25 protein-coding genes are annotated in these 23,534 nt (G+C 32.5%); all 25 read left to right on the top strand.

Translation table 11 applies throughout. From position 1 onward, the window contains the following. The first annotated feature begins 1 nt into the window (after nucleotide 1). The 25 genes from BLV68_RS01105 (at nucleotide 2) to BLV68_RS00985 (ending at nucleotide 23,512) form a co-directional block, all read left to right on the top strand. A complete protein-coding gene (locus BLV68_RS01105; protein ID WP_093750001.1) occupies nucleotides 2-415 on the top strand; it encodes a TIGR03826 family flagellar region protein in 414 nt (137 codons plus the stop codon). A gap of 75 nt (nucleotides 416-490) precedes the next feature. Continuing rightward, the gene (gene flgM / locus BLV68_RS01100) at nucleotides 491-772 is read left to right on the top strand and encodes a flagellar biosynthesis anti-sigma factor FlgM (RefSeq protein WP_093749999.1); all 282 of its coding nucleotides are present in this window, start codon (nucleotides 491-493) and stop codon (nucleotides 770-772) included. 12 nt (nucleotides 773-784) lie between these two features. After that, nucleotides 785-1,255: a flagellar protein FlgN gene (locus tag BLV68_RS01095; RefSeq protein ID WP_093749997.1), complete on the top strand. Its 471-nt coding sequence runs from the start codon at nucleotides 785-787 to the stop codon at nucleotides 1,253-1,255. A gap of 2 nt (nucleotides 1,256-1,257) precedes the next feature. Next, a complete protein-coding gene (gene flgK / locus BLV68_RS01090) occupies nucleotides 1,258-2,757 on the top strand; it encodes a flagellar hook-associated protein FlgK (protein ID WP_093749995.1) in 1,500 nt (499 codons plus the stop codon). 130 nt (nucleotides 2,758-2,887) lie between these two features. Further along, complete coding sequence (gene flgK / locus BLV68_RS01085) at nucleotides 2,888-4,327, top strand: flagellar hook-associated protein FlgK (protein WP_093749993.1); 1,440 nt, start codon at nucleotides 2,888-2,890, stop codon at nucleotides 4,325-4,327. Between the two features lie 169 nt (nucleotides 4,328-4,496). Further along, a complete protein-coding gene (gene flgL, locus BLV68_RS01080) occupies nucleotides 4,497-5,435 on the top strand; it encodes a flagellar hook-associated protein FlgL (protein ID WP_093749991.1) in 939 nt (312 codons plus the stop codon). A gap of 94 nt (nucleotides 5,436-5,529) precedes the next feature. Beyond that, nucleotides 5,530-5,982 carry a flagellar assembly protein FliW gene (fliW, locus tag BLV68_RS01075; protein ID WP_234949796.1) on the top strand — a complete coding sequence of 151 codons (453 nt, stop codon included), beginning with the start codon at nucleotides 5,530-5,532 and terminating at the stop codon, nucleotides 5,980-5,982. Nucleotide 5,983: 1 nt separating this feature from the next. Beyond that, on the top strand, nucleotides 5,984-6,214 hold the full coding sequence (gene csrA, locus BLV68_RS01070; RefSeq protein WP_093749989.1) for a carbon storage regulator CsrA: 231 nt from the start codon (nucleotides 5,984-5,986) through the stop codon (nucleotides 6,212-6,214). 16 nt (nucleotides 6,215-6,230) lie between these two features. After that, entirely contained in the window at nucleotides 6,231-7,796 is a 1,566-nt protein-coding gene (locus BLV68_RS01065) for an HD domain-containing phosphohydrolase (RefSeq protein ID WP_159428572.1), read from the top strand. Nucleotides 7,797-8,002: 206 nt separating this feature from the next. Then, on the top strand, nucleotides 8,003-8,878 hold the full coding sequence (gene hag / locus BLV68_RS01060) for a flagellin Hag (RefSeq protein ID WP_093749985.1): 876 nt from the start codon (nucleotides 8,003-8,005) through the stop codon (nucleotides 8,876-8,878). Between the two features lie 381 nt (nucleotides 8,879-9,259). Further along, nucleotides 9,260-9,433, top strand: coding sequence for a carbon storage regulator (locus BLV68_RS01055; protein WP_093749983.1), 174 nt, complete (start codon nucleotides 9,260-9,262; stop codon nucleotides 9,431-9,433). Between the two features lie 191 nt (nucleotides 9,434-9,624). Next, nucleotides 9,625-10,449: a flagellin N-terminal helical domain-containing protein gene (locus BLV68_RS01050; RefSeq protein ID WP_317920615.1), complete on the top strand. Its 825-nt coding sequence runs from the start codon at nucleotides 9,625-9,627 to the stop codon at nucleotides 10,447-10,449. A gap of 185 nt (nucleotides 10,450-10,634) precedes the next feature. Next, nucleotides 10,635-11,261 (top strand): hypothetical protein, encoded by a 627-nt coding sequence (locus BLV68_RS01045; protein WP_093749981.1) that lies wholly within the window; start codon nucleotides 10,635-10,637, stop codon nucleotides 11,259-11,261. Beyond that, complete coding sequence (locus BLV68_RS01040; RefSeq protein WP_093749979.1) at nucleotides 11,248-13,128, top strand: motility associated factor glycosyltransferase family protein; 1,881 nt, start codon at nucleotides 11,248-11,250, stop codon at nucleotides 13,126-13,128. The genes BLV68_RS01045 and BLV68_RS01040 overlap by 14 nt, the downstream gene beginning before the upstream one ends. Further along, nucleotides 13,128-14,168 carry a UDP-N-acetylglucosamine 4,6-dehydratase (inverting) gene (gene pseB, locus BLV68_RS01035; RefSeq protein ID WP_093749977.1) on the top strand — a complete coding sequence of 347 codons (1,041 nt, stop codon included), beginning with the start codon at nucleotides 13,128-13,130 and terminating at the stop codon, nucleotides 14,166-14,168. Before BLV68_RS01040 ends, pseB begins: the two co-directional genes overlap by 1 nt. 38 nt (nucleotides 14,169-14,206) lie before the next feature. Next, nucleotides 14,207-15,556: a DUF4910 domain-containing protein gene (locus BLV68_RS01030; protein ID WP_200773587.1), complete on the top strand. Its 1,350-nt coding sequence runs from the start codon at nucleotides 14,207-14,209 to the stop codon at nucleotides 15,554-15,556. Continuing rightward, on the top strand, nucleotides 15,553-16,356 hold the full coding sequence (locus BLV68_RS01025; RefSeq protein WP_093749975.1) for a formyltransferase family protein: 804 nt from the start codon (nucleotides 15,553-15,555) through the stop codon (nucleotides 16,354-16,356). Before BLV68_RS01030 ends, BLV68_RS01025 begins: the two co-directional genes overlap by 4 nt. Nucleotides 16,357-16,377: 21 nt before the next feature. Beyond that, nucleotides 16,378-17,571: a UDP-4-amino-4,6-dideoxy-N-acetyl-beta-L-altrosamine transaminase gene (pseC, locus tag BLV68_RS01020; protein ID WP_093749973.1), complete on the top strand. Its 1,194-nt coding sequence runs from the start codon at nucleotides 16,378-16,380 to the stop codon at nucleotides 17,569-17,571. Nucleotides 17,572-17,580: 9 nt separating this feature from the next. Continuing rightward, nucleotides 17,581-18,519: an ATP-grasp domain-containing protein gene (locus BLV68_RS01015; RefSeq protein ID WP_093749971.1), complete on the top strand. Its 939-nt coding sequence runs from the start codon at nucleotides 17,581-17,583 to the stop codon at nucleotides 18,517-18,519. Between the two features lie 8 nt (nucleotides 18,520-18,527). Continuing rightward, nucleotides 18,528-19,202, top strand: a complete 675-nt coding sequence (locus tag BLV68_RS01010; protein WP_093749969.1) for an HAD family hydrolase — start codon at nucleotides 18,528-18,530, stop codon at nucleotides 19,200-19,202. After that, complete coding sequence (locus BLV68_RS01005) at nucleotides 19,199-19,933, top strand: cytidylyltransferase domain-containing protein (RefSeq protein ID WP_093749967.1); 735 nt, start codon at nucleotides 19,199-19,201, stop codon at nucleotides 19,931-19,933. The genes BLV68_RS01010 and BLV68_RS01005 overlap by 4 nt, the downstream gene beginning before the upstream one ends. Nucleotides 19,934-19,942: 9 nt before the next feature. After that, nucleotides 19,943-20,941 (top strand): UDP-2,4-diacetamido-2,4,6-trideoxy-beta-L-altropyranose hydrolase, encoded by a 999-nt coding sequence (gene pseG / locus BLV68_RS01000; RefSeq protein ID WP_093749965.1) that lies wholly within the window; start codon nucleotides 19,943-19,945, stop codon nucleotides 20,939-20,941. A gap of 65 nt (nucleotides 20,942-21,006) precedes the next feature. After that, a complete protein-coding gene (gene pseI, locus BLV68_RS00995; RefSeq protein ID WP_093749963.1) occupies nucleotides 21,007-22,059 on the top strand; it encodes a pseudaminic acid synthase in 1,053 nt (350 codons plus the stop codon). Between the two features lie 14 nt (nucleotides 22,060-22,073). Beyond that, on the top strand, nucleotides 22,074-22,463 hold the full coding sequence (tagD, locus tag BLV68_RS00990; RefSeq protein ID WP_093749961.1) for a glycerol-3-phosphate cytidylyltransferase: 390 nt from the start codon (nucleotides 22,074-22,076) through the stop codon (nucleotides 22,461-22,463). A gap of 17 nt (nucleotides 22,464-22,480) precedes the next feature. Continuing rightward, nucleotides 22,481-23,512 (top strand): TylF/MycF/NovP-related O-methyltransferase, encoded by a 1,032-nt coding sequence (locus BLV68_RS00985; RefSeq protein WP_093749959.1) that lies wholly within the window; start codon nucleotides 22,481-22,483, stop codon nucleotides 23,510-23,512. Nucleotides 23,513-23,534 lie beyond the last annotated feature (22 nt).

The raw sequence follows: 23,534 nt of genomic DNA, 5'->3' as shown, positions 1-23,534 counted from the left end.
TATGGATGTTAGGAACTGTAGCCGATGTGGCATGGTTTATGTTTATGATGGATTTAAAATCTGCCTTAGATGCAGAAAATCAGATGAAGAGGATTTTAAGAAGGTAAAGGGATATCTGGATGAGAATCCTGGTGCTAATATTTCAGAGGTGTCTGAGGAAACAGGAGTGAGCACCAAAAAGATCATAGAGTTTTTAAGACAAGGAAGGCTGGAAGTAGCAGATGAACATAATATAATTTTAACCTGTGAAAGGTGCGGTACCTCCATTAAGACGGGACGTTTTTGTGATAAGTGTACTTTAGAAATGCAAAGGGAATTTAAAAAATCCATTGGTGGAGGGAAGGAACCAGACAGCATAAGAAGCGGAAAAATAAAGGAAAGGATTAGAATTACGGAGAGACGTAAGGAAAAATAGCTTGATAAAATTGAATTAAAGTATCACCCCATTTAACCGATAATAATATTGAATAAGGGAAATGGGGTGTTTTTTATGAAAATAAATAAGACCAATAAGGTGTTTCAAGTGTATGAGGATATAAAAGCTAAAAGGGTTAATGCAGATAGAAAACAGTACAGGAAGGATCAATTCAAGGCCTCTGAAAGGGCTGTCGATTATCAATTTGCCATCAACAAATTAAGGGAAGTTCCAGATATAAGGAAGGATAAGGTGGAAAGAATAAAAGCTCAAGTCCAATCGGGGAGTTATAATGTGGAAGGAAAGGAAATAGCTGAGAAAATTTTGGAAGGCCTTTACATCGATAGGAAAGTATAATGAGGTGGGAAGATGACTTTTAAAGATGAACTAATAAATATACTGAAAGAAGAATTAGATGCACTAATTTCTTTAAAGGAACTTACCTATGATAAGACAGATGTAATAGTAAATAATCAGGTAGAAGAACTACAGGAAATAATAAAAAAGGAAGAAGAACTTATCAATAGGATGGCATTAGCTGAAGAGGAAAGAATAAATCTACTATATAGCTGGGGCGTGGAAAAGAACATTCCTTTATCTAGGCTAGTAGAAAAGGTACCAGAGGGGAAAGAGGAATTAACGGATTTGGGAGAGAAATTGTTCAATCTGTTAGAGGATATTAAGATTAGAAATGATTTAAATAGTCAGCTTATTGAAGAAAATTTGCAGTGGTTGGATTTCAATATTAATCTGCTTACCAGTGCAAGCACTTCTGCAACCTATGATAAGGGCAAAAAGGGGCAGGAAGTTAAGAATAAATTGTTTGATAGGAAGGTGTAGCTATGGGTTTTGGAGGATTATATATATCAATATCGGGTATTCATGCAAATAAAAAAGCATTAGATACTGTATCCCATAATATTGCAAATGTTAATAATCCTAATTACGTTAGGCAAAGGGTAATCCATTCAGAGAGCCGTTATTCAACGAATGTGCTCACTGGGTTTCAATTTGGTTATGGAGTAGACATTCAGCAGATTAATCAAATAAGGGATGAATTCTTAGATTATAAACTGCGTAGAGAAATGGCCATTTATGGTTATTACTTTACCAAATCGGAAATACTGGAGGAAATTGAAGTAATATTCAATGAAATAACCAGTAGTGGATTGCAGAAGGTGATGGACGATTTCTGGAATAGTTGGTCAGAGTTATATAAGGAAGCGGATAGTTTAACTGTAAGAGGCCTTCTTCATGAAAGTGCAGTAGCCCTTACCACCACTGTGAACCACATAGCCATCCAATTGGATAATTTGCAATTCAATTTAAATAAGGAGATGTTGAATAAAACTGAGGAAGTTAACTCCTTACTAAAGGAGATTGCAGATTTAAACAAGAAAATCAAACTTGCTGAAGGCTATGGAGCCCACATAACTGCTAACGATTATAGGGATGAGCGAAATAGGGCTTTAGATGAGCTTTCAGAATTGATTCCAATAAGCCATTATGAAAATCAATATGGAGAAGTGGTTGTTACTTTAAATGGTAGAGATTTAATAAACGGAGACTATTTCAATCCTATAAATGTTGAACTAGATGGGGAGAAGGGACTTGGTAGAATATATTGGTCTGATACAGGGGAAGAAATAGACCTTAAAGGCCTAGGCTCTTTGGGAGGCTATATAGATGCTAGAGATAAGGTTGTAGTGGAGTTTAGAAATAGGTTGAATATTTTAGTTGGAGAATTTGCTTCCTGCATAAATGCTCTCCATAAGTTAGGAGTCGATTTAGAAGGGCAGCAAAATCAAATAGGATTCTTTGTAATTGGCAATCCTGAGGACCCAGCCGCAACAATAAAAGTTAATCCAGAACTAGCTGATTTCAATAAAATTGCTATAGGTTTAACAGATGCAAAAAGCGATGGGAGTATAGCAAAAGCTATTTTGGATTTAAGAAACGTAAACATATTTAGAGATTATGAGGATTATATTTCTGGTAATAATAAATATAAATATGAGGATATTAATGGAAATACAATAGAAGAGATATTTGATAAGATTAAAGATAAAAATGGAACCATGAATATTGATGGGTTTTATCGAGATTTAATCCTAAGTTTAAGCATGGCAAGGGAACAGGCAAGGGACATGGTAGAAAACCAAACCATATTAACAAATCAGATAAGGGAAAGAAAACAAGAAATATCTAACGTATCCTTAGATGAGGAAATGGCAAATATGCTAAAATATCAGCACTCTTATATAGCTAATAGTAGGGTTATAAATGCTATTGATGAGATGATTGATACTATAGTTAATAGATTGGGCGTTGTTGGAAGATAGTTTGACAATTGACAGTGGACAACTTGCGGTACTTTACGAATCTTGAATGAAGAGGCGTTCTTCTCAAGTATGTAAGAGACGACCCAGTTTACAGTTCAACATATACAATTTCATGAAAGGAATGAGTAATATGCATTTCGGGTTTAATACTGCAGTACTTTCCTTATTAGCCAGTCAAAGGTCTTTATATATAGTAAACCATAATATTAGTAATATGAACACTGAAGGCTATTCGAGGCAACAAGGGGCTCAAAGAGCTACTTCTCCTTATAATTTACCTGGGATTGGCTTTCTAGGCACTGGAACGGAAATATACGATATTTATCGGGTAAGGGATTCCTATGTGGACTTTAAATATTGGAATGAAAATGCTCCAAAGGGAGAGTGGGTAATTAAGAAGGATATCCTAACCGAATTGGAGAAGTTATTTGGAGAACCTTCTAAAAGCAGTTTTAGACAATATTTAGACGATTTTTATACAGCTTTAGACAATATGAGCAAAAAACCAGCCGATTCTTCCTATAGAGAACCAGTAAGGGAAAATGCTTTAGCCCTTACTAAACATATAAATGAAACAGCATCAAGGTTACATGAATTAAGAGAAGAAACTGTAGTTTCCATAGATACTAAGGTTAGAAAGATAAATAGTATAGCTGTCCAAATTGCTTCCTTAAATAGGCAGATCTATTTTAATGAATTAGACGGTAGAAAAGCCAACGACCTAAGGGATAAAAGGGATTTATTGATAGACGAACTATCCCAAATAGTCAATGTAAGGGTAGACGAATCTAAAGATGGAAAACTTAGAGTAAATATAAGTGGTGTATCCATAGTAGATCATACTGAAATAAACTATATCAGTATGGATATGGATGACGAGGAAAATATATCCATAAGATGGAGTAATGGAAGTCTTGTTAATCTGCGTTCAGGAGAATTGAAAGGGTTATTGGATTTATATAATGGAGATGGAAAAGACAATAGTTACAGAGGAATACCTTATTATCAGAAAAAATTAAATGATTTTGCAAAAGGTTTTGCTGAGGCTTTTAATCGCCAACATGAGAAGGGATATAAGCTTGGAGGAGGTCAGGGTGGGGATTTCTTTGAATTTGATCCTCTTAATCCAGCAGCAACCATCACCCTATCCGATTTAATAATGGAGGATTTAGCAAATATTGCAGCGGCGGGTAGTGAACCTGGTAGCGCAGAGGATAATAGGAATCTATTACAATTAATAGCTTTAAGGGATAGTGGAGAATTCTTCGATGGAATTGTTGATATGGATGGGAATTCTCTACCTAAAGGAACTCCAGACGATTTCCTAAAATCCATAATTTCAAATCTTGCTGTAGATAGCATGCAAGGCAAAAGGATGTATGATACTCAGAACTTAATCCTTAAAAACATAGAGTCCAAAAGGAATTCCATATCAGGAGTTTCTTATGATGAGGAAATGGCAGATATGGTAAGATTTCAACATACCTATGTAGCTTCAGCCAGAATGATAAGTACCTTAGATGCAATTATGGATGTGACTATAAATAGATTGGGTTTAGTTGGCCGTTAGCTCGACAATTGACAATTGATAGCGGACAATGGACAACTTTTTCAATACACAACGTTTAAAATGACAATATCTTATTTCTCTGAGGCATGCAGTATAAGAATTGATCCTTGCAGGGTCTAACTTAATATAGGGCACCTCAAACATACCTATAATTGAAAGGGTTGGTAAAATGAGAGTTACAAATAACATGTTGGTAAATAACTTAGTTTATAATCTTAATCAAAACTTGAAAACCTTGGAAAAACTTCAGTATCAACTTGCCACTGGAAAGAAGTTTAGAGTACCTTCTGATGATCCAATTGGAGCAAGCAAATCTTTAAAATTTAATACAGATAAATCGAAATTAGAACAATATGAGAGAAATGTTGACGATGCTCTATCTTGGATGACGGATACAGAAGCGGCTTTAGGGGAAATAGTAGAGGTATTAAAAAGGGCAAAGGAATTGACTGTAGATGCAGCAAATGGTACAAAGACTACTGAAGATTTGCATAAGATAAAGGAAGAAATAGACCAATTAAAGGAACATTTAGTCCAAATAGCTAATACTAACTATGCAGGAAGACACATATTCAGTGGATATAAGACAGATAAACCTTTGATAACAGTAGATGAAAATACTGGTAATATTGTATATAATATAACGCTTGAATCAACTGAAGTTTTTGAATACAATGTAGGAATTTCGGAAAGGGTTAAAGTAAATACCCTTGGTGGCAAGGTGTTTGGTAGGCAAGATGAGGTTTATACTGGAGAAGTTACTCAAGGGGAGAAACCTTATTTAATTGAAGTATTTGAAGAACTATCTAATGCCTTATCAAACAATATACCTGAGGATATCCAACAAGCGCTAACCAATTTGGACAAAAGCTTAGAACAAGTCCTTGCTGTTCGATCAGAAGTAGGGGCTAAGATGAATAGATTAAAATTAACTGAGAAAAAGTTGGGAGTTCAAATACTCAATGTAAAAGAACTTTTAACTTATAATGAAGGTGTTGATGTAGCTGAAGCTTTTATGAATTTAAATGTTGCACAAAACGTATATGTTTCTAGCTTAATGACAGGAGCTAGGATAATCCAGCCTACCTTAGTGGAATTCTTAAGTTAATGGAACTATTAAAATAAATGAGGCGTAAGCCGTAGGCTTACGCCAATTCTGTATTATGGATGTTAAACGAGAAATGAGAATTGGAGGGGAAGAAATGATGCTACTACATACAAAACATTTTGGGGAAATAGAAATAAATGAGGAAAGGATTATTGATTTTCCAGAAGGGATATTGGGCTTTGAAGATGAAAAACAATTCGTAATAATTAACAATGAAGATGAAGAAAATCCATTCCAATGGCTTCAATCGGTTGCGAATCCGGATTTAGCTTTTGTAATAATAAACCCCTTCTTTGTATATCCTAATTATGAGATTGTTATTCCAGAAACTGCTCAGGAAAAATTGAAATTAAAGGATGAAAAAGATGTAGCTGTATATTCCATTGTGGTGGTACCAGAAGATATTGAAAAGATGACTGCCAATCTTTTAGGTCCCATCATAATCAACACTAAGGAAAAACTAGGGAAGCAGGTTGTATTAGACGATGATAGATATACTACAAAACATTTTGTATTCAGACAGAATAAAGAAAATAGGGGTGAATAATATGCTTATACTTTCGAGAAAAAAAGGAGAATCCATAATAATAGATGGAAACATCGAGATAAAGGTGCTAGAAATCCAAGACGGAAAAGTACAAATAGGCATAGACGCCCCTAAAAACGTTGACATTTTTCGCAAAGAATTATATAAAAGTATACAAGAGGAAAATATTGAAGCAGCAAATATTAAACTGGATATGGATCAGGTAAGCCAAATTTGGAAGAAAAAAAAGTAGAATGGGAGGAATGGACTTGACAAAAGGTGAAGGCAACAGTTCTATAGACAATAATGATCAAGCAAAAAATTCGTGGAAAATACTAGTAGTGGATACGGATAATTTTGTCCATGTGATGATAAAGGAAGTCCTGAAGGATTTTAAATTTGAGGACAAGCCTTTATCTATTTTTAGTGCCTATTCTGGTCCCGAAGCATTAAAAATACTATCTAAAAATAAGGATATTGCTTTGGTCATATTGGATTTATATATAGGAGGAAAAGCTGCTGGTTTAAAGTTTACAAGGTATATAAGAGAAGTTATAGAGAATTCAGCGGTAAGAATAGTGCTTATGACTAGTTTGGAAAATGGCAGATTAGAAAAGGATGCAATTTTAAACTATGATATAAACGGTTATGAAGAAAAAAACGAGTTATTATCTAAAAAATTACATACTGTGGTAATTTCATCCCTTAGAGCCTATAGGGATATTATGTATATAAATAACAATCGAAAGGCTATGGAGCAAATTGCAGCTTCTTCTAGCAGACTATTTGAAACTAATTCCATTACTAACTTTTTGTCAACAAGTTTCTATAATTTAAATGCTATTATCAATTCCTGTCAAGAAACCTCGGATCTTCCTATCAACGGTTTGGCTGCAATTAAGGATTTTAATGGTGATTCCTTTAGGGTTGTGGTTGGCTATGGTAGATATGAAAATTGCGTTGGAAAGCTTTTAACAGACTCTATTTCCAAAATGGATTACTATATGGTAAAAAAGGTATGTATGACTGGGAACCTTATAATAACCAATGACAAGTATGTTTCATGTTATGAAAGTTCTAGTGGAATAAAAGGGATAATCTTCATTGAACCAATGGGTAGTATCGATTATATGGACGTAGAAATATTAGACATATTCCATAAGAACATTACTGCTGCCTTTGAAATCCTATGTATTAATAAGGAGATAGAAGAAACCCAAAAGGAAATCCTATATATCCTGGGAGAAGTAATGGAGGCCCGTTCTGATGAAACTGGTAACCATGCTAAGAGGGTTTCAAAGTATAGCCAAATATTAGCTGAAAAATATGGATTATCCAAAAGGGATGTTATGCTTATTACCTTAGCAGCCCCTATCCATGATGTAGGGAAGGTAGGTATCCCGGACAGCATATTGTTAAAACCAGGAAAACTTACCCCGGAAGAATTCGAAATAGTTAAAACCCATACTACTATTGGATACAACCTCCTTAAAAACTCCAATAGAGATGTGTTAAAATCTGCAGCCATAATAGCTCATGAACACCACGAACGCTACGACGGTAAAGGCTACCCAAGAGGCCTAAAAGGAGAAGAAATCCACATATTTGGCCGTATAGTAGGAGTAGCCGATGTCTTCGATGCCCTAGGCTCACCAAGAGTATACAAAAAAGCCTGGGTAATGAATGATATTTTAAGTTATTTCAAAGAAGAAAGAGGCAAACATTTTGATCCAATTTTGGTAGACATACTTTTTGATAATTTAGACGAATTTATTGAGATAAAAGAAAAATATGATGATGGGGTAGAGCTGGAAATTTCTAATTTTGAATTATAATTTTGATGTCTTTCAAATAAAAAGAAAAAAATTTTATAAAAAATATTAAAGTAATAGTACAAACTGTCGATAATATAACTGAGTGTAAAAACTTTAATTGTGAATCGGAATGATTCACAATTGGACATTCACAATTTAAAATTCCGTCAACTTTGTTGACAACTGGCATGGATGCCAAAAAACAAAAATTCAAGGAGGAATGAGCAATGAGAATTAACAACAATCTTATGGCTATGAATGCCAACAGAGCATTAGGAATCAACAACACAGGGATGTCAAAATCCTTAGAAAAGCTATCATCAGGATTAAGAATCAACAGAGCAGGCGACGATGCAGCAGGACTATCCATCTCAGAAAAGATGAGAGCGCAAATAAGAGGACTAAACATGGCCTCTAAGAACGCTCAAGATGGTATTTCCTTAATCCAAACTGCAGAAGGTGCTTTAGATGAAGCTCATGCAATTTTACAAAGAATGAGAGAGTTAGCAGTACAAGCAGCCAATGATACTAATGAAGAGATTGATAGACAAGCTTTACAAAATGAAGTAGATCAACTACTTGATGAGCTAGATAGAATAGCAAATGACACACAATTTAACAATAAGACATTATTAAGTGGTTCTTTAGCATTAAGTGCCGATGGTAAAACTGGAGGCTTAGTATTCCATATAGGAGCTAATGCTGATCAAAATATAAGAATAGGAATAAATAGTATGAATACTACAAAAATAGGTTTTAGTGGTTCAGATGGTAGCCTTACCGCTATTAGCACACTTAAAGGTTCTGGAATAACAACCCAAGCAAAAGCGAATAATGCTATAACTACTATAAATGGTGCTATAAATATGGTATCAGCAGAAAGGTCAAAATTAGGAGCTATCCAAAACCGTTTAGAGCACACCATAAAGAACCTAGACAATGCTGCAGAAAATCTACAAGCTGCAGAATCAAGAATTAGAGACGTAGACATGGCTAAGGAAATGATGGAGTTTACTAAGCAGACTATACTACAACAGGCTTCAACTGCAATGCTTGCTCAAGCTAACCAAGTACCTCAAACAGTACTACAATTGTTGAGATAATTTATACTTAATATAAATTATCAGGGATGATGTAAAACAATTCATGGACGAATTGTAGATGAAAATTTAATATTTTCGACTCAGGGACGAGTTGATACTACCTTATTTGCTGGAGGCAAATGGGTGTATTAATTCGTCCCTTTTCGTTTGTAGAAGGTATTATAAAAGTATTATAAAAAATTAGGGCTATTGGTCATATTTATAAGTCTTTGGTACCTGTTTATAATGTTATACACATAGCACTGAAGTACTAAATAATAGAAATAATGTTAAACTATGGTTTTTTAACAAAAAATATGTTATTATTTAAACAGGTATTGACATTTGTTGATAATAATCGACAGCGCACTTTATTTATATTTTATTCGAGGAGGAGTGACTATGTTGGTTATAGGCAGGAGGCCAGGACAATATGTAGTAATTAATGATAATATAATAGTAAAGGTTGTTAGGTCAGATGAAGGAGATTTAAGACTAGCCATTGACGCACCAAGAGATATTAAAATAATTCGCGGAGAACTATATGAAAGAGAAAAATTGCAAAAGGCATTATAAATGGATTTAAATGATTTTTTTCAGGGATGAGTTAATCTATTAGTAAATCAGCAGGATGCTGGGAATTACTAATACATTAACTCATTTTATTTTGATAACAGTAGACGACACCAATCCTAGGTAGGTGGAGTCTATTAATATAAATTATGGTGAGAAAGGAAGCTCACTAAAAATTTAAGGAGGGAACTTTAATGAGTAACATGGTTATTAACAACAATTTATTAGCAATTAATGCACACAGAGCTTTAAAATTAACTGGTGGAGTTCAATCAAAAGCAGTTGAAAAATTATCTTCAGGATTAAGAATTAACAGAGCAGCAGATGACGCGGCTGGATTAGCAATTTCAGAAAAGATGAGAGCGCAAATTAGAGGATTAAATCAAGCATCTAGAAACGCTCAAGATGGTATTTCATTAATACAAACAGCTGAAGGAGCTATAAATGAAACTCATGCTATTCTTCAAAGAATGAGAGAGTTAGCAGTACAAGCTGCAAACGGAACTTATCAAGACGAAGATAGAGCATTAATTCAAAAAGAAGTTGCACAATTAATTGAAGAGCTTGATGATATAACAGTTAAAACAGAATTTAATGGAATGAAATTAGTAGACGGTTCTTTATCTGGTGAAATTACATTCCATGTAGGACCAAATGAAGACCATGCTTTCTCAGTAAGTATGGTTAACGCAAAAGCATCAGAATTAGGAGTAGCTGATGTTGATATAAGCACACAGTCAGGAGCTCAAAAAGCTATTACAACTATAAATGATGCTATAATAAAGGTTGCAGAGTTTAGAGCTGAGCTAGGAGCTGTTCAAAATAGATTAGAACATACAATTAAGAACATAGACATTTCAGCAGAAAACTTACAAGCAGCTGAATCAAGAATTAGAGACACAGATATGGCTAAGGAAATGATGAACTTTGTTAAATCTAACATATTACAACAAGCGGCAACATCAATGCTAGCGCAAGCGAACCAAGCACCACAAATGGTATTACAATTATTAAAATAATTAAGTTAAAAAGACAAAATTTAAGCCAAGGAGAGAAAATCCTTGGCTTAAATTTTGTCTTTTTTTCTTATTGTTAATTGCTTGCATCATATCTTATGTAAATAAGGAGTTTTTCGCAAAAAACAATAAATATTCATCAAACCCTGTCGATAATATATATAGACGATTTTTTGGAGGGAATTTAAATGATAATACATATATTAGACAAAACTTTAGAATATGAAAATAGGCAAGATGTTCTTGATGCTATGTTTAAAGAAATAAGCAAGATAGTAAACAGTACAGATCTTGTGTTTAGCCATTTAATTATAGATGGGCTGGAAGTATATGACGATTTTTATGATTATTTCCTAGATAATATTAAAAATATTGAAGTGGTAAAGGTGGTAACCAAAACTGTTAAGGAAACCTATGAAGAAATACTATTATCTACTATAGATTATCTAGAAAGGGCTATTCCAGAAATAGGGATACTATCTAATGAATTTTATAAAACTCCATCTAGGGAGTCCTGGGAGAAGTTAGGGGATTTATTAGAAGGGATAAAGTGGATAATGGATACCTTTATAGTAATAGATTCTAATTCTGTGTTAAAAGATGTCGTCAATAGCTATGAAGATTGGAATATGTACGCCAAGGATATATATGGATTGAATGAACTATTAAAGGAACTTGAAGAAATTCTAGAAAATAGCGATTTTGTTTCCACAGCAGATATACTATCTTATGAAATAATACCTTTATTTGAAAACATGAAGAAAAAATTGGAGAAATTGATTGCAGAAGAGGTGGAAATAGATGATTTTAATTGATAACGTAAATATTCTTAAACTTGCCTATCCCAATTTATGGAATAGGCTAAAATCTTTAGAGGACACCATAACAACTTCCCCTATTCATGTAGAAGAAGCTAGAAAAGGGGATAAAACCATATGGATAGAAAAAGATGATAAGAAACTTTATCTCCACAGCAAATATAATCCTATCAAGGAAGCAGAAGCTATTATAGAAGAATACGAGGAAGTAGAATCAGATACTACAGTCATTTTCTATGGAACTGGTATGGGCTATCACATAGATTTATTTTTGCAAAGACATCCGGATGTAAACTATTATATATATGAACCCATACCAGAGTTACTTTACACCTATTTAAGCCATAAATCATTGAAAAAATTACCTTCATTAAAAATGAAGGATTTGATATTGGCAGATAACGAGGTTGAGGCTAGAAATTTTTTTAATCAATTGATAGATAAAGCAAGTGGTAGATATATACACGTAGTTTTAAGTAGCCATAAAAACATTTTTACAGAGGAATATGAAAAGTTTCTTGAATTATTCAAGAAAACTTTAAAAGATAAAAAATCTAGCATTGGTATTAATTTAGCTTTTCAAAAAAGATGGATATTAAATAGCATGAAAAATTTCAAGGTAGTACTAAGTACCCCAAATATTTTACTGGAAAAGAAGGGAGCTTTTAAAGGGAAACCTGCTATAATTGTAGCAGCAGGACCTTCTTTAAATGAAGAGATTGAGAATATAAGATATATAAAGGAAAAGGGACTAGCTTATATATTTAGCGTTGGTTCAGCTATAAATACATTAATATACCACAATATATATCCAGATGCAGCTACTACATATGACCCTGGTAAATTTAACCATAATGTATTTAAAAAAATTAAGGAAAAAGGAATAAAGGACATTCCAATGATATTTGGTTCAAGTGTTGGATATGAAACTTTAATAGATTATCCTGGGGAAAAATATCACATGATAACAAGCCAGGACCCGGTTTCCAATTATTATTTAAAAAGCAAAGATGGAAATACAATAAACATAGTTCATGATGCTCCATCTATTGCGGTGGTAACGGTGCAGCTATTGTATGAACTAGGTTTTAATCCTATAATATTAGTAGGACAGAATTTAGCCTATAAAGGCAAAAAGCGACACTCAGAAGGAGTGTATTATAGTAAGGATGTTACAGACAAGGAAGTTGAAGAGGGCATATGGGTTAAGGATGTGTATGGTAACGAAGTATTGACCAATGAAGGTTATAATAACATGAGATTGCAGATGGAACATTACATAAAAACCCTACCAAATATAAAAGTAATAAATACTACAAAGGGTGGTGCCCACATAGAAGGAGCAGATTTTAAAGAGTTATCATTAGTAATGGAAGAATATTTAAAAGAAAAGGTTGTGGAGGACGATTGGCTAGAAGGCAATAGAACACAATATGATAAAGAATATTTAAGGCTTCAATCGAAAAAGATGGACAGAGCTTATAAAAGAGCTTTTAAGCTTATGGATGAATATTATGATATATTAAATACTATTGAAAGATTGATTAAGAATCAAAACTTTAATCAAGCAGAAAAGACCTATGTAAAACTTGATAAAGCACTGAGAAAGATAGAGAGAAATGATTATTTTGCAACTTTTGTTTTACCAATGAATAGAGTTCAATATGAGTTGTTAGCTAATAGTATAGACAGTTTAAATGAAGAAAGAAATCCAATAGAAAAGGGTAGGAGAATAGTAGAAAGTTTTAAAAGATTTATGGATTTATGTAAAGAAGGTATAGATAAAATAGATGATGTTTATAGTGAAATCAAAACTGATATAGAAGAATTTTTATATAGAAGCACAGATAGCGAGGGATTATAATGCTAAATGATAAAACAATACTTGTAACAGGCGGTACAGGTTCTTTTGGACATAAGTTTGTAGAAATGGTTTTTAAAAAATATAAACCTAAGAAGATAATAATATATTCAAGAGATGAATTTAAACAGGATATGATGAGAAAGAAATTTAAGGAACATAGTAAAGATCTAAGGTTTTTTATAGGAGATGTAAGGGATAAAGAAAGATTATATAGAGCTTTTGATGGGGTGGACTATGTAATACATGCAGCTGCGATGAAACAAGTTCCCGCTTGTGAGTATAACCCATTTGAGGCTATAAAGACCAATATACATGGTGCTCAAAATGTTATAGATGCAGCGTTAGATAGAGGAGTTAAGAAGGTTATTGCCTTATCAACCGATAAAGCTGTAAATCCTATAAATTTATATGGTGGGACCAAGTTGGTATCGGACAAGCTGTTTATATCAGCCAATGCATATTCTGGTGGAAAGGGTACAAGATTTGCAGTAGTAAGATATGGTAATGTAGCAGGAAGCCGTGGTTCAGTAATACCTTTTTTTAAACAGCTCATAGAATCTGGGGAGAAAAAGCTACCTATAACAGATTTTCGCATGACAAGGTTTTGGATCACATTAGAGGAAGGTGTAGGATTAGTATTTAAGGCATTAGATGAAGCAAAAGGTGGAGAAACCTATATTTCAAAAATACCTTCATTTAAAATTACCGATTTAGCCAAAGCCATGAACCCTAATGCAATTTTAGAAGAAGTAGGCATTAGAGAAGGAGAAAAGCTTCATGAAGTAATGATTGCAAAAGATGACTCTAGAATGACCTATGAGTATGAGAAACATTATATAATATACCCACATTTTGACTGGTGGAGTTCAGAAAGACATTTTACCAATGGTGGAAAATCAATTGAAGAAGGCTTTGAATATAATTCAGGAACTAATACCGAGTGGTTAAATGTTGAAGATTTAAGGAAATTGTTGATAGAGTTAGGTATGATGCCTCAAATAGATGCTTATTCTGAACAGATAGCTGTATCCAAGGAATAACAATCATATTGGAATTTGATTTTGAAATGGTGAGTAAAATGACATATAATGAAGAGATAATGCTAATGGATAAATTGTTTGATGAATTATATCCAATTTGCAGAAGTATAACAGGAGAGGGATTAAGGAAGAGTTTACAGATTATTAGCGAGTATGTGCCCTTGAACATATTGGAATTCAATACTGGAGAAAAAGTCCTTAATTGGGAAATTCCACAAGAATGGGTAATAAGAGATGCTTGGATTAAAGATGAAAAGGGAAATAAAATATTAGATTTTAATGAATGTAATTTGCATATTATTAATTATAGTGCTTCGATAAATAAAGAAATGAGTTTGGAAGAACTTTTACCACATATCTATACAAAACCAAGTTTGCCAAATGCAATCCCATATGTTACGTCATATTATAACAGAAGATGGGGGTTTTGCATGACACATTCCCAATATGAGGGATTAGAACCAGGAGAATACCATGTATTCATAGACAGTGAATTTATTGATGGTAAATTAAGTATTGGGCATACATTGTTAGAAGGTGAAAGTAAAAAGGAAATATTGATATCATCATATTTATGTCATCCATCTCTTGCAAATAATGAATTGAGTGGACCAATTGTTTTAGCGTTTTTATACAACAGGATAAAAAATTGGGAGAAGAGAAACTTTACATATAGATTCGTGCTTAACCCAGAAACCATTGGTAGTATTGCTTACCTATCAAAGTATGGAAAGCATTTAATGGACAATTTATATTTTGGACTGGTATTAACATGCCTAGGAGGAGCTACTAATCTTAGCTATAAAAAATCTAGAAGGGGAGATGCACCTATAGATGAACTAGCAGACCATTTATTTAGTAAAGGAGAGATTGAGGGTCATATTCGAGAGTTTACTCCCTGTAATGGCTCTGATGAAAGGCAATATTGCTCACCAGGTTTTAACTTGCCAGTAGGACAAATGGCAAGACTTGTGTATGGAACATATAAAGAATATCACACCTCTTTAGATAACAAAGAGTTAATGGGGATTGAAAATATTTATAAAAGCCTAAATGAAATTGAATTGATATTAAAAGCTAATGAGTATAACGGATACTATATAAATAGGTTTCCTTATGGGGAAATTAAGTTGGATAAGTATGATTTATATCCAGATATGAATGGACCGACAACTAGTATGTATTCCAATCGTAGAAAAAGAGATGGTAGATTTGAGTTAAATTGTATATTGATGATTTTAAATTATTCTGATGGTCAACATACATTAATAGATATTGCGGACAAATGTAATTGTAGCATATTAGACCTTATACCTATTGTCGAAAAGCTAAAAGATAAAAAAGTGTTATTGGGTCCATATTATTCAAAAAGGAGTTTGAATATATGAAAGTATTATTTTTGACTGGTTCTCATCCAAGGCATATGTATATAGCAAAAAAACTATATGACAATCAATATTTAGATGGTTTGTTAATAGAAAAAAGGGAAAACTTTGTGCCGCAGCCACCAGAGGGATTATGTGATTTAGACAAAAACAACTTTATAAGACATTTTAAGGATCGAGAAGAATCCGAGGCAAAGTTTTTTGGTAAAATTACAGATGTAATTTTCAATGATTCTGTACGAAAAATAAAAGTGAATAAAGAGCAGTTAAATAGCGATAAAGTTAAAAAGTGGATATGTGATTTTAATCCGGACGTAGTATTAAGTTATGGAATTCACAAGTTAAGTAACGAATTTCTTTCTATTCTTCCTGCATATTCTTTTAATATTCACGGGGGCTTATCTCCTTGGTTTCGTGGGAATATCACCCTATTTTGGCCTTTCTATTTTCTAAAACCAAACTGGGCAGGAATGACTGTTCATTACTTAACTGAAAGAATTGACGGTGGAGACATTATCCATCATTCAGTACCTAAACTTTTTAAAGGTGACGGTGTACACGATGTAGCTTGTAGAGCTGTTATACAAGTTGCAGAAGATTTGATAGCCATATTAAAGTTGATTGAGGAAGGAAAGAAATTAAAAGGGGTACCACAGGGTACTTTAGGGAAACTATTCATCAGTTCTGATTGGAAACCTCAACATTTAAGATTGATTTATAATACCTTTAATAATGATATTGTTGATAGATTTTTAGATGGTGAATTAGGATATGATGAACCTAAACTGGTGAGAGCATTTTAAATATATAACAAGGTGATCAAAATGAATACATTAGCAATAAACGGTGGAAAACCTGTAAGGGATACCTACTTACCCTACGCTCAACAATGGGTAGATGAGGAAGATGTTGGGGAAGTAGTAAAGGTACTAAAATCTGATTTTCTCACTACAGGTCCGAAAATAGAAGAATTTGAAAAGCGTTTTGCAGATTATGTAGGAGCCAAATATGCAGTTTCTATATCCAATGGTACAGCTGCATTACATGCAGCTTGTTTTGCAGCAGGTATAAAAGAAGGCGATGAAGTAATAACTAGTCCTATAACTTTTGCTGCCTCTGCTAATTGTGTACTATATCAAGGTGGGAAACCCATATTTGCAGATATAGATCCTAAAACCTACAATATAGATATAGAAGATGTTGAAAGAAAGATCACTAAGAAAACAAAAGCGATTATTCCAGTAGATTTTACTGGACAACCTGTTGATATAGATGGAATAAATGAAATTGCAAAGAAATACGGTTTAGTGGTAATAGAAGATGCAGCCCATTCTTTGGGGGCGGAATACAAGAGCAAGAAAATTGGTTCATTAGTAGATATAACCACTTTTAGCTTTCATCCAGTTAAGCACATTACTACTGGAGAAGGCGGCATGATTACTACTAATGATGAAAAACTTTATAATAAACTGAAGTTGTTCAGGACTCATGGGATAACAAGGGATAAAGAGATGCTGCAAAATAAAGATGAAGGTCCATGGTTTTATGAGCAATTAGAATTAGGTTATAACTATAGAATGACAGATATTCAAGCAGCACTTGGCATTAGTCAGTTAAATAAAATAAATGGGTTTCTGAAAAGAAGAAGGGAAATTGCAAAAAAGTATGATGAGTATTTAAAAAATATAGATGGAATTATACTACCATATCAGGAAAGCTTTTCTAAATCAGCTTGGCATTTATATGTAATTCAGCTGGAATTGGAAAAGTTTAAGGTAGGTAGAAAGGAAATATTTGAAGCTTTACAAGCTGAAAATATAGGTGTTAACGTTCATTATATACCAGTCTACTACCATCCCTATTATAAAAGATTAGGATATGAAAAAGGATTATGTCCTAATGCAGAAAAATTGTATGAAAGAATTATAACTCTGCCTTTATATCCTAAGATGAAAGATAAGGACATAGAGGATGTAGTAAATGTTATGGATAAGGTTTTAAAATATTACAGAAGGTAGTTGAAGTTTATGAAAGTATTATTTACAGCTATAGGTAGAAGAGTCCAACTGATAAAACACTTTAAGGAATACCACAGGATTATAGGAGTAGATATAGAAGAGTTAGTACCAGCAAAATACTTTGTAGATGCCTTTTATAAAGTTCCTAAATGGAATGAGGAGGATTATTTAGATGTTCTTTTAAGTATTTGCGAGAAAGAGAGAGTTGACATGATTATTCCTTTATTTGAAAAGGAATTCATATCATTATGTGAAAATAGAAAAAAGTTTAATGAAATAGGTACAGCACTTATATTGAGCGATAAAAAAATAATTGAAACATTTAATGATAAATGGAAAAGTTATAAGTTCTTTATGAGCAATAACATAGATACTCCTATGACTTATAGCAAACAGGAGTTGAAGGATTGTAATTTCCCGTTAATTATTAAGCCAACAGATGGAGCAGGTAGTAAAAATGTCTTTAAAATAAAGGATGAAAAGGAACTAAACTTCTTTATTGATTACATAGAAAATCCAATTATACAAGAGTTTGTTGAAGGTACTGAATACACAATAGATGTACTGTGTGATTTAGATGGAAATGTAATTTCAATAGTGCCAAGACAAAGAATAGAAGTTAGAGCAGGAGAAGTGTCAAAGGGTAGAACCGTAAAAGACATGGCTATAATAGAAAGAACTCTAGAATTATGTAATAAGCTAAAGATTGATGAAAATATAAAACCAATAGGACCACTAACCATTCAATGTATTGTAGATTTAAAGGGGAATATAAAGTTTATAGAAGTAAACCCAAGGTTTGGCGGCGGCGTGCCATTATCTTTTGAAGCAGGAGTAGCCTATGCCGAATTATTGAGGAAAATGGTTAAAGGCGAGGAGATTCTACCTATTATAGGTGAATTCAAAGAGTTAACCATGTTAAGATATGATGAAGCAGTATATATATAGGGGGAAATATGATAAGGTTAGTAATATTCGATCTAGATGATACTTTATATAATGAAAGGGACTTTGTTTATAGTGGATTTATGGAAGTGGCCACATACTTATCTAATAAATATGGAATAAGTAAAAATATATTGTTTGATGATATGGTAAATATTCTGAATTCTCGAGGAAGGGGAAAAATTTTTGACCAAATATGCGAAAAATATCATTTAAAGGAGAAAATTGAATATTTGGTTGAATTATATAGATATAATAATCCAAATATATCCCTTTATGAGGATGCTTATAAAGTATTAGAAATATTTAAAACCAAATATAAATTAGGACTTATAACTGATGGATACAAGGGAGCGCAATGGAATAAGATTAGAGCTTTAAATATTGAAAAATATATGGATAAGATTATCGTCACAGATGACTATGGGAAAGACTATTGGAAACCCAGTGTAAAACCATTTCAAATTATGCTAGATTATTTTGATGTGAAAGCAAAAGAAACTGTTTACATAGGTGATAATCCAAATAAAGATTTTATTCCTTGTAAAAAATCAGGAATTAATTCTGTTAGAATAATTCGTTCTATAGGAGATTATATGGGTATCGTGGTAGATGAAAAATATGAGGCAGATTATCGTATAAAATCTTTGTTAGAGTTAGAAAAAATACTGGAGGAAATACAATGAAGATATTATGTATAGTCCAAGCAAGAATGGGCTCTGAAAGGTTACCCAAAAAGGTTATTAAGCCCATATTAGGTCAACCAATGATAATTTATACTCTAAATAGGCTTAAAAAATCTAAATATATTGATGAACTGGTATTAGCCACAAGTGTAGAAAAAGCGGATGATCCATTGGTTAATGTAGTGAAAAGTCAAGGATATAAAATATTTAGAGGGGATGAAAAAAACGTTTTAAAACGTTTTGTAGATACATATGAAAAATATGGTGGGGATATTATTGTCAGAATAACGGGAGATTGTCCCTTGATAGATCCTATTATTGTAGATAATGTTATTACCTATTTTTTGTCCAATGACTATGATTATGTTAGATTAGACGTTCCAGATAGCTTTATTAGAGGTTTTGATGTGGAAGTATTTACTTCTGAAACCTTATTAAAAGTTTGGGAAAAAGTTTCTTCCTTAGAAGAATCCAATAGATACAAAGAACATGTAACCTTGTATATATATGAAAATCCAAATGTATTCAAAGTAGGCAGTGTAAAGGGAAGTGAATTTTATAGTAAAAGCTATAGGCTGTCAGTGGATACTATAGAAGACTTTAAAGTAGTGGAAGCCATATTGAATCACTTTCAAGATGAATATGTGGAAGCTAAAGAAATAGTGAAGTTTTTAGATGAGAATTCAAACATAGCAGATATAAACAAAGATGTTAAGCAGAAAGAAGTGTAGGAGAGTAATATGAAAGCGGTAATCTATGCCAATGGTTCTTCTACCATTGGTCTCGGACATATAATGAGAACATTGACTATAGCTAAGGAATTAAAGAAGAAAGGGATATTAGTTGAGTATATTACTGATAGAAGCGACAAAAATGCTGTAAAGTTAGTAAAAGATGGTGGATTTAATATAATTCATGTAGCAAATATCTTGGACTACTTGCTGAGTTTTAAAAGCCTAATATATGATTTAGCAATAATAGATGATTATAATATTGAAGAACATGATATAAACAAATTCTATAATATAGCAGGAAAAATCGTATACATAGATGATTTAGTCAAGTTCAAAGAATATAATATGGATTTGTTAATTAATACAAGTATAGAGGCTTTAAATATTGAATATAAAGGGAAAACAAAAAAATTGTTAGGTCCTAAATATGCTTTATTAAGAGATGAATTTAAACAAATAAAATATAAACTACCAAAACCTAATGTGGAAAGAATAATGATTACATTAGGTGGTGGAGATGAGAACAATTTTACAAAATATATTTTAGATATGCTTTTGGATAATTATGTAGATATAGAATATGATGTTGTGCTAGGTAACTCCTATAAATATAAAGATTTTATGATTAAGAATTATAGGCACGAAAATATTAATTTTTACATAAACACGAATAATATGGCGGGAATAATGTTAAATTGTGATTTAGCCATTTCTGCAGGAGGCAATACATTATACGAACTATGTGCTTGTGGGACGCCAACCATAGCAGCAATCATAGCAGATAATCAAATAAAATTTGTTCAAGGAGTATCTAGAGAAACGGAAATAGATTATTTGGATTTAATTGATAAAGATCTACTAATTGAAAAATATAATTTTATAAATATAGTTGAAAAAAATATTGAGAATTATAGCCATAGAATTAAAACTTCAAAACAGATGTTAAGTTTGGTAGATGGACAAGGAAGCAAGAGAATAGTAGATGAGATTATGAAATTATTTTAGTTGATGGACAGTTATTCTAAGCTAAGTTAGAAGTCTCGTTTTCCTATAAAGATTGGAGGGAGAATATGGACAAGTATATAGAAATAGCTGGAAGAAAAATAGGAGATAGCTATCCAGTATTTATAATAGCAGAAATGTCAGCGAATCATCTTCAAAGTTACGATAGAGCAGTGGAAACTATAAGAAAAGCTAAATGGGCTGGAGCAGATGCTATAAAACTTCAAACCTATACACCAGATACTATAACCATAAACTGTGATAATGAATATTTTCAAATAAAGCAAGGAACTATTTGGGATGGCACTACCTTGTACAAGCTATATGAAGAGGCATATACCCCTTGGGAATGGCAGCCAAAATTAAAAAAGGTAGCGGAAGAAGAAGGGTTAATATTTTTCTCATCGCCTTTTGATAATACTGCTGTAGATTTTTTAGAAGAAATGAATGTACCAGCGTATAAAATAGCATCTTTTGAAATAACGGATATTCCCTTTATTGAGTATATAGCATCAAAGGGTAAGCCAATTATAATATCTACAGGAATAGCTACCTTGTCAGATATAGAAGAAACTTTAGCAGCCTGTAAAAGGATGGGCAATAGTCAAATAGCTCTTTTGAAGTGTACATCGGCCTATCCGTCGCCAATGGAAGACATAAACCTGAAAGTTATACCAAATATGAAGGATACCTTTAACACAATAGTTGGCCTATCAGACCACACCTTAGGCCATACAGTAGCTTTAGGAGCAGTAGCGTTGGGAGCAAAAATCGTAGAAAAACATTTTACCCTAGATAGAGCAGATGGAGGACCTGATGCCAAATTTTCCATGGAACCAGATGAATTTAAGGAGATGGTAGAAAGAATACGAGATTTAGAAAAAGCTTTAGGACAAGTTACTTATGAATTAACAGAAAAACAAAGAAATAGCAGAGAACATTCCAGATCCTTATTTGTGGTAAAGGATATTAAAAAGGGAGAAGTTTTCACCCATGAAAATGTAAAAAGTATTAGACCGGGATTTGGATTGGCAACTAAGTATATAGATGATATATTGGGGAAAAGAGCTAGATGTGATATAAAAAAAGGCACTCCTATGAGTTGGGATTTGGTGGAGTGAGGGGAGGATTATAAATGAAGGTGGTTCTCACGTATGGCACTTATGATTTATTACATATAGGACATATAAACTTGTTAAGAAGAGCTAAAGCACTAGGCGACTATTTAATAGTAGGGTTATCTACAGATGAGTTTAATGCAGTAAAAGGGAAAAAAGCCTATCATAGTTTTGAAGAAAGAAAAATACTTCTAGAAGCTATAAAATATGTAGATTTGATTATAGAAGAAAGAAGTTGGGAAGATAAAAGGAAACATATAAAAGAATATAATGTTGATATTCTCGTAATGGGTTCTGATTGGGAAGGGAAATTTGATGACTTGACAGATTTATGTGAAGTGATATATCTTCCAAGAACTGAAGGGATTTCTACTACTAAGATAAAAGAAGATTTAAAAAATGCTTAAGACAATGGGGGATAGAGATGAAAAAAATACTAATATTTGGAGCTAGTGAGGGTGGCAGAAAAGTCACAAAAATGTTAAGAAAAGATAATGTTGAAATACTAGCATACGTTGACAATGATAGAAAAAAAGTTGGACAAAAGATAGAAGGCAAGGAAGTAATCCCTCCTGAAAGAATTAATGAGTTTAATTTTGATTATATTTTGCTTGCAAGTATGTATTTTAATGAAATATTTTATCAATTGATAAATATGGGAATTCATGAAAGTAAAATTATCAAAATTTATGGATTAAATACGAGTGCTTCTAAGAGCAAAATAAAGAATATGTATAATAGACATTGTTTAAAAAGACAAGAATATAAAAATATAATTATAGATGAAGAGTTACATAATGTTATAGAGAATTATTTTATTTGTGATATGAACAGATTTTATAATGAAAGAAATTATGATTTTTATAACTATCCAGATTATATTCTCCAAGGAATTGATTATGTTCGATTATCTACAGTAGAATTAATTTCTAGAGAAATAAGAGAAAGGAATATAAGTGGTGCTGTTGCAGAATTAGGAGTTTATAAGGGTGATTTTTCAGCTTTTATCAGCAAGTTATTTACTGACCGAGATTTATTTTTATTTGATACATTTGAAGGTTTTCATAAAGATGATGTTGAGTTTGAACATAGACGAGGTTTTTCTAAGTCTAAACCTAGACACCTTGAAGATACGAATATTGACTTAGTTATTAGTAAATTGTCGCATATAGATAACTATTACATTATAAAAGGATATTTTCCAGAAAGTACTGTTAGATTAAAAAATATAAATTTTGCTTTTGTAAGTATTGATGTCGATTTATATAAACCAACTTATGCAGGGTTGAAATTTTTCTACGAAAGACTTTCTAAAGGAGGTTATATCCTAGTTCATGATTATAATTTTCCTACATATAGCGGGGTAAAAGAGGCAGTTAGAAAGTTTTGCGATGAAATGGGAATAAATTATGTTCCCTTAAGCGATTATTTTGGAAGTGCTGTTATAACCAAATAAATATATGTTTAGTACGATATGA

Source organism: Tepidimicrobium xylanilyticum (assembly GCF_900106765.1).
GTDB lineage: Bacteria > Bacillota > Clostridia > Tissierellales > Tepidimicrobiaceae > Tepidimicrobium > Tepidimicrobium xylanilyticum.
This window is presented reverse-complemented; position numbering and strand designations above follow the sequence as displayed.

Coding starts and splice junctions, on each gene's coding strand:
- flgM (WP_093749999.1), top strand. CDS start 491: ATGAAAATAAATAAGACCAATAAGGTGTTTCAAGTGTATGAGGATATA.
- BLV68_RS01015 (WP_093749971.1), top strand. CDS start 17,581: ATGAAAGTATTATTTACAGCTATAGGTAGAAGAGTCCAACTGATAAAA.
- fliW (WP_234949796.1), top strand. CDS start 5,530: ATGATGCTACTACATACAAAACATTTTGGGGAAATAGAAATAAATGAG.
- pseC (WP_093749973.1), top strand. CDS start 16,378: ATGAATACATTAGCAATAAACGGTGGAAAACCTGTAAGGGATACCTAC.
- BLV68_RS01025 (WP_093749975.1), top strand. CDS start 15,553: ATGAAAGTATTATTTTTGACTGGTTCTCATCCAAGGCATATGTATATA.
- flgK (WP_093749995.1), top strand. CDS start 1,258: ATGGGTTTTGGAGGATTATATATATCAATATCGGGTATTCATGCAAAT.
- pseG (WP_093749965.1), top strand. CDS start 19,943: ATGAAAGCGGTAATCTATGCCAATGGTTCTTCTACCATTGGTCTCGGA.
- BLV68_RS01010 (WP_093749969.1), top strand. CDS start 18,528: ATGATAAGGTTAGTAATATTCGATCTAGATGATACTTTATATAATGAA.
- BLV68_RS01095 (WP_093749997.1), top strand. CDS start 785: ATGACTTTTAAAGATGAACTAATAAATATACTGAAAGAAGAATTAGAT.
- flgL (WP_093749991.1), top strand. CDS start 4,497: ATGAGAGTTACAAATAACATGTTGGTAAATAACTTAGTTTATAATCTT.
- BLV68_RS01045 (WP_093749981.1), top strand. CDS start 10,635: ATGATAATACATATATTAGACAAAACTTTAGAATATGAAAATAGGCAA.
- BLV68_RS01105 (WP_093750001.1), top strand. CDS start 2: ATGGATGTTAGGAACTGTAGCCGATGTGGCATGGTTTATGTTTATGAT.
- BLV68_RS01055 (WP_093749983.1), top strand. CDS start 9,260: ATGTTGGTTATAGGCAGGAGGCCAGGACAATATGTAGTAATTAATGAT.
- BLV68_RS01030 (WP_200773587.1), top strand. CDS start 14,207: ATGACATATAATGAAGAGATAATGCTAATGGATAAATTGTTTGATGAA.
- BLV68_RS01040 (WP_093749979.1), top strand. CDS start 11,248: ATGATTTTAATTGATAACGTAAATATTCTTAAACTTGCCTATCCCAAT.
- pseI (WP_093749963.1), top strand. CDS start 21,007: ATGGACAAGTATATAGAAATAGCTGGAAGAAAAATAGGAGATAGCTAT.
- hag (WP_093749985.1), top strand. CDS start 8,003: ATGAGAATTAACAACAATCTTATGGCTATGAATGCCAACAGAGCATTA.
- tagD (WP_093749961.1), top strand. CDS start 22,074: ATGAAGGTGGTTCTCACGTATGGCACTTATGATTTATTACATATAGGA.
- BLV68_RS01050 (WP_317920615.1), top strand. CDS start 9,625: ATGAGTAACATGGTTATTAACAACAATTTATTAGCAATTAATGCACAC.
- csrA (WP_093749989.1), top strand. CDS start 5,984: ATGCTTATACTTTCGAGAAAAAAAGGAGAATCCATAATAATAGATGGA.
- BLV68_RS00985 (WP_093749959.1), top strand. CDS start 22,481: ATGAAAAAAATACTAATATTTGGAGCTAGTGAGGGTGGCAGAAAAGTC.
- BLV68_RS01005 (WP_093749967.1), top strand. CDS start 19,199: ATGAAGATATTATGTATAGTCCAAGCAAGAATGGGCTCTGAAAGGTTA.
- pseB (WP_093749977.1), top strand. CDS start 13,128: ATGCTAAATGATAAAACAATACTTGTAACAGGCGGTACAGGTTCTTTT.
- flgK (WP_093749993.1), top strand. CDS start 2,888: ATGCATTTCGGGTTTAATACTGCAGTACTTTCCTTATTAGCCAGTCAA.